The following is a 12,116-nucleotide window of genomic DNA, read 5'->3' as shown; positions in this document are numbered from 1 at the left end:
CGGCGTGGTGCAGGGACCGTGCGTGAGCGTGCGCGGTCGCGCGTGATCGTGGTCGTGCTGGTGCTGGTGATCGTGCTCGTGCTCGTGCTCGTGCTGGAGGATCACCAGCTGTCACCGCGTGACTCGGCCGGATCGCCCGAGGAGCGGGTGGTCAGGCCCAGGCCCCGCGCACGATGAAGGAAGCCTGACCGGCGAAGACCGGCGTGCCGTCGGAGCCGTCGAGCCACACACCACCGTCGCGGTGGCGGAGGACCGAGCCGGGATAGTTGTGCGCGTGCAGGGTCACCGACCCGGCGACCGCCCCGGGAAGGGGACAGAATGTCGCGTCCTCACGGAACAGTGCGCTGCCGTCGTCCGTGCTCAGCCGTAGCCGCAGGTAGGAGTGGCGAAGATACCGGCCGTCCGCAGCGCGGAAGGTGACGCACCGTGGGTCGGCCAGCCCCCCGATGACCGTGAAAGTGCCTCGCTGCCGCGCCTGCGCGCTACTGGACGCCGATACGGGGCCGAGCGTCACGAAGTCGCCGTCGTAGGTGGCGAACGAGCCCGGCTGGTCCGCGGACTCGAGCGACCGCGCGCCCAGCGGAACGGTGACTGCGGCGGCGGACGGGCTCGCCGGGGAGGGCTTCGTCGGGGAGGGCCTCGTCGGGGGCGGGCTCGTCGGGGACGGTTCGGCCGACGCGGTGGTGTGCGACGGGTTCGGCGCGGGATGGCCGACCGTGGGAGCGGCGATGACGCCGGGCTCCCGATGCGACGGTTCGGGCCAGGCCGCGTAGGTGGCGGTCCCCGCGATGAGCACCGCGCCGGCAGTGAGGCTCACGAGCGGATGAGCGGTGATCGCCGCGTGGACTTTGCCGAACAGCGTGCTGTGCAGACCGCCTCCCCCCGTCGCCGCGCCGACGGCGACGGGTGCCGTGCCCAGCCCGGCCGCGGTCGCGACGGCACCGGACAGCAGGCCCTTGGCGGCCAGCGTGGCGACGAGTCCGGCCGGTACGGCCAGCGTCGCCAGCCCGAGGGGCAGGAGTTCGGCCGGAACCCGTTCGACGGACGCCGCCCTGCAGACCGGACAGTCACGGGTGTGCCGCGCGATCCGCTTGCGCCACACCGACGCGGGAAGGCCGTCCCAGCCGACGACGGTCTCGTCCAACTGCCGGCAGCGCGGATCGGCTTGCAGTGCGACGACGATCGTCCGGCACGCCTCCAGCTGCTCGCGCATGCGTTGCAGGCGCACCCCGACGTGGGCGACCGTGAGCCCCGTCGCGGTGGCGATGTCCTCCCGGCTCAGCAGGCCGGCGCATTCCTGCCACCACAGCGACAGCAGCACCCGATGGTCCGGGTCGAGCCACCGGCCGGCTTCGACGGCGCGACGACGCTCGTCCGACACGTGCAGGCGCAGGATCGCCGCGTCCACGGGCTCGGCCCCGGCATCCGGTATCCGGTGTGCCTCGTCGATGACCGTGGTCCGGTCGGCGAAGGCGTGCTTCCGGTGCAGGTGGGTGTTGATCTGACGGAGTGTGATCGAGACGAGCCAGGACCGGAAGCTCTCCGGGGCACGCAGCGAAGGCAGGTCGCGCACCACACGCAGCAGGCTCTCCTGGACGACGTCGTCGACATCGGCGTCTCCGCTCAGGGCTCGCCGGACGATGTTGTAGACCAGCGGCAGGTACGCGGCGATCAGCTCCTCGCGCGCCCGATCGTCACCGGCCTGCGCCGCGACGACCAGTCCCGCGTGGTCTGCGTCTGTGAGCCCCATTCCCACCTTCTTCAGGGGAGCGATCCGCCGAGTACGGCGGCACACCCTAGCCTCGACGAAGGCATACGGCCAAAGCCTGCGCCTCGGGCGGACGGTCCGGCTCGTGCCGACACGGCAGGCCCGGCGCCCGGGACCGCCCGTCCACGGCCTGCACCGGACGGTCGCACATCGCAGGAGGCAAGCGCGCCGGCATCCGCACGACCGCCTCCACGAGGTCGTCCTCGGCTGACGTCACCGCTCGCCGGCGAGGCCGCTCGGGCGGCACGGCTGCCCGAACCGCCGGGGCCGGTGCCGGACGGGCTGTGTCGGTGCGCGCCGTTCTGCGGTCGGGCCCGTTCAGTCGTGGGGTACGACCGCGACCGGCGCCAGGCAGTGGTGCAGGACCGCGTGGGTGACGGCCCCGACATGAGTGCCGATCCGTGCCCGGCGGACCTTGCGGCCGACGACGACGAGTCGGGCGTCGTGCGACAGCTCCGTCAGGTCCTGCGCCGGCCGGCCCTGGCGGCAGTCGCGCACCACCGCCACGTCCGGGAACTTGTCGGTCCAGGGGGCCAGCGCCTCGTCGAGCGCACGTCGTGTGTCTGCGGCGACCTCCGTCATGAGCGGCGGGAGTGCGCCGACCATGTCGGGGCCGTAGAACGCCGGAACGGCCCACCGGTGCACCACGCGCAGCCCGCAGCCGTACCGGTCCGCGGCGGCGAAGCCGAAGGCGAGCAGATCGTCGCCGGCGGCGGACACGTCCAGACCGATGACCACCTCCCCCGTACGTTCCTCCTCGGGCTCCAGGAGGTCGTGCGGGCGGACGAGGACGACAGGTCGCCGGGTGCGGGCGAGCACCGCCAGGGAGACCGACCCTGCGAGGAACCCGGCCAGGCCGCCCAGACCACGGGAACCGAGCACCAGCAGCTCCGCTTCCTCGGCAGCACCGCACAGCTCCTCCACGGGGTCGCCGACCACCCATGCCGTCTCGATGTCCAGAGCCGGGTGGCGGCGCCTCAGCCGCCCCTCGGCGGTGGCGAGGGTGCACACACCCCATTCGCGTGCCGTCTCCGGGTCGACCACACGGGTACGGGGGTCCTCGTCGATGCTCCATGCGCGGAGCAGCCGCAGCGGCACGCCACGACGCAGTGCCTCCTGGGCGGCCCACTGCGTGGCGGCGAGGCTTTCGGGGGATCCGTCGAGGCCGGCGGTGACGGTGCGGGACATGGAGACTCCGTGGGTCTGGCGGCCGGGCGGGCCGGACGCGGCGTACGCGGGCTGTCCTCAGGGGCCCGGAGATCGCCGTCCGGCACTCCGGGGCGCTGCTGGGCGGCCCTGCACCTCCACAGTGACCGGCCCGCACGGTGCGCGCAGGGGGCCGGAGGTCCCTGCTGTGGGCCGACAGACCCCGCGACGGCACTTCACGGTCCGGGTCAGCCTCGTGGGCGGCCTTCCCGCCCGGCCGCCCCACGCTGGTCCTCCCGGGCAGCCAGTGCCTGGGTGGCGATGACGGCGGCCTGCACCCGGCGTTCGACACCCAACTTGGCGAGCAGCCGGGAAATGTTGTTCTTGACCGTCTTCTCCGCCAGATACAGCCGCTTGCCGATCTCCCTGTTGGTCAGTCCCTCCCCCACCAGGTCGAGGATCTCCCGCTCCCGCTCGGTCAGTCCCGGCAGCCCCTGCCGCTGCTCCTCCTGGGGCGCCCCGCCACGAAGCCGGGCCATGACCCGGGCCGTGGCGCCGGGGTCCAGCATGGACTGGCCGGAGGCGACCGTACGCACGGCATTGACCAGATCGGTGCCCGTGATCTGCTTGAGGACGTACCCGGACGCACCGGCCATGATCGCGTCGAGCAGCGCCTCCTCGTCGTCGAACGACGTAAGCATCAGGCAGGCCAGGTCGGGCATGCGCGAGCGAAGCTCCCGGCACACGCTCACACCGTCCCCGTCCATCAGGCGCACGTCGAGAACGGCGACCTGCGGGCGCAGTGCGGGCACCCGCACCAGCGCCTGCTCCGCCGTGCCCGCCTCACCGACCACCGTCAGATCGGGCTCGGCGTCCAGGAGGTCGTGCACACCGCGACGCACCACCTCATGGTCGTCAAGGAGGAAGACCCTGACCGGCTCCTTCGCCGTGAGGCCGCCGCTGCTGTCCGTCATCACACACTCCGCGTTCGCCGATTCACCGCCCCTGAGGGCTCCGCACGCATCGTGCCGTGCGAGCGGGACCATCGCCCAGGGCCGGATGGCCCTCATCCCCGGCCAGGGATACCCGGCCAGGGATACCCGGCCAGCGTCCGGAAACGCCCGTATCCGATGTCGCAGATTCCCCGTGCACATCCTGTGGCCGACGATCACGGGCCGGTGGACCGCGCTGTGCCCTGCTCCTTCGCGTGACCCGTCGCGGAGATGCTGCCTTCAAAACCGCCGGCAATGGGCACGGCCGAGAAGGTCCGTTCGGCCCTATCGAGCCGGCGTGTGAGGGGAGACGCTGGCCGGAGGCGGCGAAGCCGTCCGGGGCCGAGCCGGAGCAGAAGGTGAGCACGATGAAGGACGAAGCCGCGCGTACCACGGTGGACGACCACCGTGAGGCGGTGGCGCCGCGACGAATGGGACAGCTCGGCCGTGCCGAGGCCCTGCGGCTGCTCGGCAGCATCTCGCTCGGGCGCATCGTCTTCACGCATCAGGCCCTGCCGGCCATCCGCCCGGTCAACCACGTCATGGACGGCGAGGACATCATCGTCCGGTTGCACGACGGCGCCACGCTCGCATCGATCGTGACGCCTACCCAGGCCGCAGGTGTCGTGGTGGCTTACGAGGCCGACGTCATCGACCCCGAGACGCACCTGGGCTGGAGCGTGGTGGTCACCGGATACGCTCGCCGGGTCACCGAGGAGGAGGAACTCGCGCGTTTCGCCGCCCGGTTGCGCCCATGGGCGCAACACCCTGCCACGACAACCGCGTTGCGCATCCGGCCGGACCTGGTGACGGGCATGCAGCTCACCGTGTAGGGGCCTGCCGGTCGCGCGGACAGCCGAGTTCCGCGGCGGCACACGCCCCACGACCGGGACTGCGGGCACCCGCTGCACGGCGCTCCCTCGGAGCGGCGGGAGGCCGGCAGAGGAGCTGCCGGCCCCGGTCCCACCGAGGAGGCTCGAATGCGCTCCGGCTGGAAACCGGCGGTCACTCAGCGGGGTTGGAGACGAGAGGCGCGCGCCACGCCAGCCTGCTGCCGCCCTCCTCAGGGCACATGATCTCCAGGGCGCCGCCCACGCTGCGGGCCCGCTCGTCGAGGTTGCTCAAGCCGCTGCGCCTGCCGTCGACGGGGATGCCCCGTCCGTTGTCCGTGACGGTGAGGACGACTTCTTCGGAGGTGGCCTGGAGGGTGACCTCGACCCGGGTGGCGTGGGCGTGGCGGGCAGCGTTGCTGAGCATTTCGGTCAGGGCTGCCGTGACATGATCGGCCACCTGCAGCGGCACGTCCGTGTCGAGCAGGCCCTCCATGCTCAGACGGGGCGGGAATCCGAGCGTGGTCGCCGTCTCGCCCACGGCGCGGGCGACCCGTGCACGCAGGCTCGGCCCGGTGTCCTCCTCGCGGGCGCGCAGGCCGAAGATCGTGGAGCGGATGATCTTGATGGTCTCGTCGAGGTCCGCGACGGCCCGCGAGACCCGTTCGGCGGCGCCCTCGTGCTGCACGAGTCGCGCCGCGCTCTGCAGCGTCATGCCGGTCGCGAACAGCCGCTGGATGGCCAGGTCGTGGAGGTCACGGGCGATGCGGTCGCGGTCCTCCAGAAGGGCCAGCTGCTCGGCGTCGCTGCGGCGCTCGGCCAGCTCAAGGGCGAGCGCGGCCTGTCCGGCGAAGGCCAGCAGCGGCTCCAGCTCTGCTTCGGTGAAAACCGGGTCTCCTTGGTGCCGGGCCAGCAGCAGGACACCGCGGGTGTCCTTGGCAGCGGTACCCAGCGGGACGGCGACCGCAGGTCCCAGCCCGTCGAAGCGGCGGGGCTCGGCGGTGTACCGGTCGTCCTGCGCGAGGCCGACGGTGGTCACGGGCGCGCCGGCCTTGTGCGCGGCGCCGGAAAGGGTGCCCTCGATCGGGACCACCAGCCCGGTGCGGGTGGTGGCGTCCGCTCCGACGGCCAGTTCCACGACGAGCTCGTCCGTCCCGGCGACGGGCACGGAGACGTCGGCGAGCCCGGCCCCGGTGATCTCCTGGGCGCGGCGGGCGATGAGCTCCAACACCGCCAGCCGCGGACTGCCGGAGAAGAGGCTGTTGGTGATCTCAGCGCTTGCCCGGAGCCAGCGCTGCTGCCGCTGCGACGCCTCGTACAGGCGCGCGTTGTCGATGGCGACACCGGCGGCGACGGAGAGCGTGGAGATGACCGACTCGTCCTCGGCGTCGAAGTCCTGACCGCCGTGCTTGTCGGTCAGGTACAGATTGCCGAAGACCTCGTCGCGCACCCGGATGGGCACGCCCAGGAAGGTCCGCATGGGCGGGTGGTGGGCGGGGAATCCGTAGGAGGCCTCGTGAGCGCCGAGGTCCGTCAGGCGCAGCGGCTCGGGTTTGCGGATGAGCTCGCCCAGGATGCCGTGTCCGGCCGGCAGGGGGCCGATCTTCGCGATCTCTTCCTCGGTCAGTCCGACGGTGAGGAACTGGGACAGGGACCGGCCATCGGGCCCGATCACTCCAAGCGCCGCGTACTGGGCGTCGACGAGCAGCGTGGCGGCTTCCACGATGCGTCGCAGCACCTGGGAGAGGTCCAGTTCGCGGCCGACCGAGACGACCGCCTCCAACAGGCTGTGCACCCGGTCCCGGGTGCCGCGGGCCGCGTTGATGCGCGCCTGCAGTTCCTCCAGCAGCTCGTCGAGCCGCATCTGGGGCATCCGCGACAGCGGCTCCTCCACGCCCACTGGGCCTCCTCCGTCGATCACCCGCCCGTACCGTGACAGCCTAATGGCCGAGCGGGTGGCCCGGAGCGTCAGATCAAGGGCAGTGGCCGGGGTCGAACGGGGATGCCCCAGGGCCGTCGGACCCTCCTCTCCCGCACGTGCCGAGCGGCCGGCGGACCGGCGTATCACGGGCCGAACGGCCCGTGATCCGGGTCCTGACCGGTTCTGTCCCCTGCCGGCGCCTCGCACGACTCTGGAAGCAGCGACGGACAAGAGGAGCAGGCGATGAAGGCAGCAGTGGTGAAGGCCCTGGGAGAGCCGCTGGTGATCGACCACGCCGACTTCGCGCAGCCCGTGCCCGACGGCGTCGACCCGCGCGAGGCAGCACCCCTGACATGTGCGGGAGTCACCACGAGACCCGTTGCCCCTGCCGGGGTCGAAGGCCGTGACGTCGTGGGCGGCGGGCAAGAGCTGATCAGGCAAATGGAGATGAGAACCGTGGTGAAGCACCGGACGGTGGGCGAGGTGATGACCGGCGAAGTGGTCCAGGCACACCCCGACACTTCCTTCAAGGAGCTGGCCCGCCTGCTTACTTCCCACCACATCAGCGGTCTGCCGGTGGTGGACGACGACGACAAGGTCATGGGCGTGGTCTCGCAGACGGACCTCACCCGGCGCCAGGCGGCGCGCGGCCGGGCAGGGTCCGGCCGGGACCGCGTGCTGCGGGCCCTGAGGCGGATCGCGCACGCGCGACCCGCCGCGGCAGGACCGGCCCTGACGGCCGGCGGGCTGATGACCAGTCCCGCGGTCACCGTGCATCCCGAACAGCGCGTGGTCGACGCGGCGCGCATCATGGAGCGCCGCCACATCGACCGGCTGCCCGTGGTGGACGAGGAGGACCGTCTCATCGGGATCGCCACACGCCGCGACCTCCTGCGCGTCTTCCTGCGCACCGACGAGGAGATCCGCGAAGCCGTGGCCGGTGTCGTGTACCCCCACGGTCCCGCACACGACGCCAGCAGGCTTCGCATCGATGTGCGGGACGGGATCGTCACCATCGCGGGCGTCGCCGGACCGGAGATCGACACCCCGGCGCTGGTCCGGGCCGCATGGCGGGTCGACGGCGTCGTCGGCGTCGTCAATCGGCTGACGGCCGACAGGCGAGACGACTCGCCCGCGCCGCGCACGCCCCCTTCTCCTTGAGGATGCCCGGGACGCGGGCGGAGGGGTACGGGGCCGTTTGCCGCGCGGCCGGTCGAGCGGCACTCCACGCGTACCGCGCCCGCCGTTCGGGTGCGCGGCATCCGGCGGCGGGCCTGCTGGGCTGTAGGCAGGCAGGGCGGCGACGGCTCCGTCCGTGCCGCGGGGCGGGTGAAGCCGCGCCAGGGTGCTGCCGCGGCCTGTCGGGACATCCGGTGTTGCCCGATGCGGACGGTGGGATCATGCCGACTGCCCGCCGTTGTTCCAGCTCCAGTCGGCGACCTCGGGCAGGTCGGTGCCGTGTTCGCGGATGAAGGCGTGGTGGCGGGTGCGGGCGTCGGCCATGGCCTGGCGCACGCCCACGGCTCGCACGGCTAGGCCGGGCACGCGGTCGATCACGTCCATGACGAGGCGGTAGCGGTCGAGGTCGTTGCTCACGACCATGTCGAAGGGGGTCGTGGTGGTGCCCACCTCCTTGTAGCCGCGTACGTGCAGGTTCGGGTGGCCGGTGCGGCGGTAGGCGAGACGGTGCACGAGCCATGGGTACCCGTGGTAGGCGAAGATCACCGGCTTGTCGCGGGTGAACAAGGCGTCGTATTCCCGGTCGGTCATGCCGTGCGGGTGTTCCTCGTGGGGCATGAGCCGGGTCATGTCGACGACGTTCACCACGCGTACGGCGAGCTGAGGGAGATGGTGCCGCAGGAGGCCGGCCGCAGCGAGGACCTCCTGGGTGGGGACATCGCCGGCGCAGGCCAGGACGACGTCCGGTTCGCGGGTCCCGTCCTCGGTACCCGCCCATCCCCACACTCCGGCTCCGCGGGCGCAGTGGGCGCGGGCGTCGTCGAGGGAGAGCCAGTCGAAGCAGGGCTGTTTGCCGGCGACGATCACGTTGACCTGGTCGCGGCTGCGCAGCGCGTGGTCGGCGATGGTCAGCAGGGTGTTGGCGTCCGGTGGCAGGTAGACGCGGACGACCTCGGGGCTCTTGTTGAGGACGTGGTCGACGAACCCGGGATCCTGGTGGGAGAAGCCGTTGTGGTCCTGACGCCACACGTGGGACGTGAGCAGGTAGTTGAGTGAGGCGACAGGTGCGCGCCAGTGCAGGGCGCGGGAGGTCTTGAGCCACTTGATGTGCTGGTTGACCATGGAGTCGACGATGTGGACGAAGGCTTCGTAGCAGGAGAACAGCCCGTGTCGTCCGGTCAGCAGGTAACCCTCCAGCCAGCCCTGGCAGGTGTGCTCGGAGAGGATCTCCATGACCCGGCCGTGCCGGTCGAGGTGTTCGTCGGTGGCCAGGAGCGGTTCCTGCCAGGCCTTGCCGCTGGCTTCGTACACGGCCTGAAGACGGTTGGAGGCGGTCTCGTCGGGCCCGACGACGCGGAAGTCGCGGCGCTCGCCGGTCGCGGCCATGACGTTCTCCAGCAGTTCTCCGAGCACTCCGGTCGGCTCGTGGCGTGTCGCGCCGGGCCGGTCCACGGGGACGGCGAAGCGTTCGAGCGAGGGCAGCGGCAGGTCCCGCAGGAGCAGGCCGCCGTTGGCGTGGCGGGTCGCGCCGAGCCTCCGTACGCCCTCCGGGACGCATTCCAGCACCTGGGGGCTCGGCCGGCCGGTCTCGTCGAAGAGCTCCTCGGGACGGTACGAGCGCAGCCACGCTTCCAGTTGGGCCCGGTGGCCGTCGTCGTCGCGGACGCCCGCCAGGGGCACCTGGTGGGCACGCCAGGTGCCCTCGACGGGGACGCCGTCGACCGTGGCGGGTCCGGTCCAGCCCTTCGGCGTGCGCAGGACGATCACCGGCCAGCGCGGCCGTCCGACGGGGGCGCCGGTCCGGGCTTGCCGCTGGACGTGCCGGATGTGGTCGAGGGCCGTGTCCATGGCCGCCGCCATGGCCCGGTGGACCTGGTGGGGGTCGTCTCCGGTGACGTGCAGGGGGTCGTGGCCGTAACCGCGCAGCAGCTCGTCGAGTTCCGCCTCCGGGAGGCGGGCGAGCACGGTGGGATTGGCGATCTTGTAGCCGTTGAGGTGGAGGATGGGCAGGACCGCTCCGTCGTGGACCGGGTCGAGGAACTTGTTGGAGTGCCAGGAGGCGGCGAGCGGTCCCGTCTCCGCCTCACCGTCGCCGATGACGCACGTCACCAGCAGGTCCGGATTGTCCAGGGCGGCGCCGTAGGCGTGCGACAGGGAGTAGCCCAGTTCACCGCCCTCGTGGATCGAGCCGGGGGTCTCGGGCGCCACGTGGCTCGGCACCCCGCCCGGGAAGGAGAACTGCCGGAACAGTCGGGCCATACCGTCCTCGTCGCGGCTCACATCGGGGTAGGTCTCGCTGTAGCTGCCTTCCAGCCAGGAGTTGGCGAGGACGGCCGGCCCGCCGTGTCCGGGCCCCCAGACGCACAGCGCGTCGATGCCGTACCGCTTGATGACGCGGTTGAGGTGGGTGTGCACGAGGTTGAGGCCCGGGGAGGTACCCCAGTGTCCGAGCAGCCGCGGCTTGATGTGCGCGGGTTCCAGCGGTTTCCTCAGCAGCGGGTTGTCCATCAGGTAGATCTGGCCGACCGCCAGGTAGTTGGCCGCCCTCCAGTGCGCGTCGAGCGCACCGAGCTCCTCGTCGGTCAGCGGTACGCCTTCAGAGCGCTCGTCCTCGCGCATGCTTCCTCCGTCGTGTGTGGTCGCGGGCGGCGAGCGGGGCGCCGGGCCGGCGCGGCCGAAGCGTGCGACGTCCCGCGGCGCGGGAACGCGAACCGCCTCAGGACCGCCCGAGGGCACGCGCCCCTCGCGATTCCACGGGTCCTGCGTCCCATGGCCGTGAACACGCCTGCCGTCCAAGACGCTGACACAGCAGAAGCGTCGTAGTAAGGGCCGGATGGGTCACTTCAGCAATTCCCTTGCGCTGTCCCGGCTGACCACGGCCACGTGGCTGTCCCGTACTTGTCCCGGGCTCCGCTCCCTGGCCTGGCCCTGGACCGAACGGCCCTCCGCGGATGCCCGTACGTCCCGGAGGGACGGGCGGTGAGGGGGCCGGTCGCGCCGCGGCGACGGCCCCGTCGGCTCTGCCGGGAACAGTCGGCGCCGGACAGGCTGAGAGCGACCAAGGAGGAGTTTCCATGAGCCGTCTCAAGACCGGCCCGGCAGTCGACGTCCAGGTCCGCAGCCGAGGACCGGTGCCCCAAGGCGCGGCCGGCTACGCGCGGGAGAAGGTGCTCGCGACCCTCGACCACGTGAGCGAGCCGGTGCTGTCCGCCCGGGTGAAGCTCACCCAGGCGGTCCATTGTTCGGCGGCTCGCCCCGCCACGGCCCAGGTCGTGGTCGATGTGAGCGGCCGGCCGGTACGTGCCCACGTGGCCGCGAGCACCATGTTCGAAGCGGTCGACCTTCTGCAGGAGCGTCTGACCGTGAGGCTTGCCCGGGCACGGCGGTACGGGCCGCGCGGGTTCTCCGGCACCGTCCAGGAGGCGTGGTGGGACAGCGCGGGGCACGAGCACCGTCCGCACCGTCAGCACCTGCCGGCCGAGGAGCGCCGCATCGAGCGGTACAAGTCGTTCAGCCAGAACCGGCAGACGCCCGAGGACGCGGTGATCGACCTGGAGGCCATGGACTACGACTTCTGGGTCTTCACGGACCTGACCTCCGGGTACGACAGCATGGTCTACCGCGACGTCCGCACCGGCCACCACCGCCTGGCATCGCTGGGGCCCGTGGGCCAGGAGCGCGAGGCCGAGGGGCTGCTGAGCGTGAGCACGGTCCCCGTGCCTGTGAGCACGGTGCCCGAGGCCGTTCAGCGGCTGAACCTCACCGGACTGCCGTTCGTCTTCTTCGCCGACACGGCCACCGGTCGGGGCAGCGTGCTCTACCACCGCTACGACGGCCATTACGGACTGATCACCCCGGCCCGGTAGAGCTCACCCTCCTGCCCGGAAGCACCCCGCTTCCGCCCCGCCCCGGCTTCCCATGGCCGGCCGCCGTGAGCAGCCGGCCTGTTCGCCGCCGACAGGTGCCGCGCCCTGGCGAGGGGAACAGGTCCTTGAGCCGCTCCCCGAAGCCGGTGGTCACCTCCACCGGCCGGTAGGTGCCGGGGATGGGGCTGCCGTCCTTGGTGTCGTAGCGGCCGGCGGGGAGCACGAAGGTGAGGGCCCAGACCGCGACGGTGACCGCTATGAGGACGGTGAACGCGGAGGGGAAGGTGAAATTCCGCTTCGCGGGCGCGGTGCCGGCATCGTCGGCGGCGGGCTCGGGGGCTACGGGGGGTGTGGCGAGGGGCGACGGTCGAGGTCGCGGGCTCGGCATGCCGTCGGGTGCGAGATCAACCGGCT

Annotated in this window: 10 protein-coding genes; 4 read left to right on the top strand and 6 right to left on the bottom strand. The window is 72.0% G+C overall.

Translation table 11 applies throughout. From position 1 onward, the window contains the following. Window positions 1-18 precede the first annotated feature (18 nt). Window positions 19-177, top strand: coding sequence for a hypothetical protein (locus ACWEJX_RS23835; protein ID WP_451609435.1), 159 nt, complete (start codon window positions 19-21; stop codon window positions 175-177). On the opposite strand, the gene ACWEJX_RS23830 is transcribed toward ACWEJX_RS23835, so the two are convergent. The 3 genes from ACWEJX_RS23830 to ACWEJX_RS23820 all read right to left on the bottom strand — a co-directional run bounded on the left by ACWEJX_RS23830 (window position 152) and on the right by ACWEJX_RS23820 (window position 3,888). Continuing rightward, complete coding sequence (locus tag ACWEJX_RS23830) at window positions 152-1,750, bottom strand: sigma-70 family RNA polymerase sigma factor (RefSeq protein WP_451609434.1); 1,599 nt, start codon at window positions 1,748-1,750, stop codon at window positions 152-154. The genes ACWEJX_RS23835 and ACWEJX_RS23830 overlap by 26 nt on opposite strands. A gap of 336 nt (window positions 1,751-2,086) precedes the next feature. Next, on the bottom strand, window positions 2,087-2,956 hold the full coding sequence (locus ACWEJX_RS23825) for a universal stress protein (RefSeq protein ID WP_451609433.1): 870 nt from the start codon (window positions 2,954-2,956) through the stop codon (window positions 2,087-2,089). 206 nt (window positions 2,957-3,162) lie between these two features. Further along, window positions 3,163-3,888 (bottom strand): response regulator, encoded by a 726-nt coding sequence (locus tag ACWEJX_RS23820; protein ID WP_451609432.1) that lies wholly within the window; start codon window positions 3,886-3,888, stop codon window positions 3,163-3,165. A gap of 386 nt (window positions 3,889-4,274) precedes the next feature. On the opposite strand from ACWEJX_RS23820, the gene ACWEJX_RS23815 reads away from it, so the two are divergent. Next, complete coding sequence (locus tag ACWEJX_RS23815) at window positions 4,275-4,739, top strand: pyridoxamine 5'-phosphate oxidase family protein (protein ID WP_451609431.1); 465 nt, start codon at window positions 4,275-4,277, stop codon at window positions 4,737-4,739. Window positions 4,740-4,911: 172 nt separating this feature from the next. On the opposite strand, the gene ACWEJX_RS23810 is transcribed toward ACWEJX_RS23815, so the two are convergent. After that, on the bottom strand, window positions 4,912-6,636 hold the full coding sequence (locus ACWEJX_RS23810) for a GAF domain-containing protein (RefSeq protein ID WP_451609430.1): 1,725 nt from the start codon (window positions 6,634-6,636) through the stop codon (window positions 4,912-4,914). Window positions 6,637-6,900: 264 nt separating this feature from the next. Between ACWEJX_RS23810 and ACWEJX_RS23805 the strand changes: the two genes are divergently transcribed. After that, the gene (locus ACWEJX_RS23805) at window positions 6,901-7,818 is read left to right on the top strand and encodes a CBS domain-containing protein (protein ID WP_451609429.1); all 918 of its coding nucleotides are present in this window, start codon (window positions 6,901-6,903) and stop codon (window positions 7,816-7,818) included. Window positions 7,819-8,055: 237 nt separating this feature from the next. On the opposite strand, the gene ACWEJX_RS23800 is transcribed toward ACWEJX_RS23805, so the two are convergent. After that, window positions 8,056-10,455 carry a phosphoketolase family protein gene (locus ACWEJX_RS23800; protein WP_451609428.1) on the bottom strand — a complete coding sequence of 800 codons (2,400 nt, stop codon included), beginning with the start codon at window positions 10,453-10,455 and terminating at the stop codon, window positions 8,056-8,058. Between the two features lie 455 nt (window positions 10,456-10,910). On the opposite strand from ACWEJX_RS23800, the gene ACWEJX_RS23795 reads away from it, so the two are divergent. Next, window positions 10,911-11,702, top strand: a complete 792-nt coding sequence (locus ACWEJX_RS23795; protein WP_451609427.1) for a sigma 54 modulation/S30EA ribosomal C-terminal domain-containing protein — start codon at window positions 10,911-10,913, stop codon at window positions 11,700-11,702. Here ACWEJX_RS23795 and ACWEJX_RS23790 read toward each other — a convergent pair. Next, entirely contained in the window at window positions 11,686-12,090 is a 405-nt protein-coding gene (locus ACWEJX_RS23790) for a hypothetical protein (RefSeq protein ID WP_451609456.1), read from the bottom strand. The genes ACWEJX_RS23795 and ACWEJX_RS23790 overlap by 17 nt on opposite strands. Window positions 12,091-12,116 lie beyond the last annotated feature (26 nt).

It is taken from the genome of Streptomyces sp. NPDC004788, assembly GCF_053601115.1.
The sequence above is the reverse complement of the archived record's forward strand: the minus strand, read 5'-3'. Positions and strand labels throughout refer to the sequence as shown.

Excerpts from the sequence above, each read along its gene's own strand:
- ACWEJX_RS23820 (WP_451609432.1), bottom strand. The coding sequence starts at position 3,888 with ATGACGGACAGCAGCGGCGGCCTCACGGCGAAGGAGCCGGTCAGGGTC.
- ACWEJX_RS23800 (WP_451609428.1), bottom strand. The coding sequence starts at position 10,455 with ATGCGCGAGGACGAGCGCTCTGAAGGCGTACCGCTGACCGACGAGGAG.
- ACWEJX_RS23830 (WP_451609434.1), bottom strand. The coding sequence starts at position 1,750 with ATGGGGCTCACAGACGCAGACCACGCGGGACTGGTCGTCGCGGCGCAG.
- ACWEJX_RS23805 (WP_451609429.1), top strand. The coding sequence starts at position 6,901 with ATGAAGGCAGCAGTGGTGAAGGCCCTGGGAGAGCCGCTGGTGATCGAC.
- ACWEJX_RS23815 (WP_451609431.1), top strand. The coding sequence starts at position 4,275 with ATGAAGGACGAAGCCGCGCGTACCACGGTGGACGACCACCGTGAGGCG.
- ACWEJX_RS23795 (WP_451609427.1), top strand. The coding sequence starts at position 10,911 with ATGAGCCGTCTCAAGACCGGCCCGGCAGTCGACGTCCAGGTCCGCAGC.
- ACWEJX_RS23790 (WP_451609456.1), bottom strand. The coding sequence starts at position 12,090 with ATGCCGAGCCCGCGACCTCGACCGTCGCCCCTCGCCACACCCCCCGTA.
- ACWEJX_RS23825 (WP_451609433.1), bottom strand. The coding sequence starts at position 2,956 with ATGTCCCGCACCGTCACCGCCGGCCTCGACGGATCCCCCGAAAGCCTC.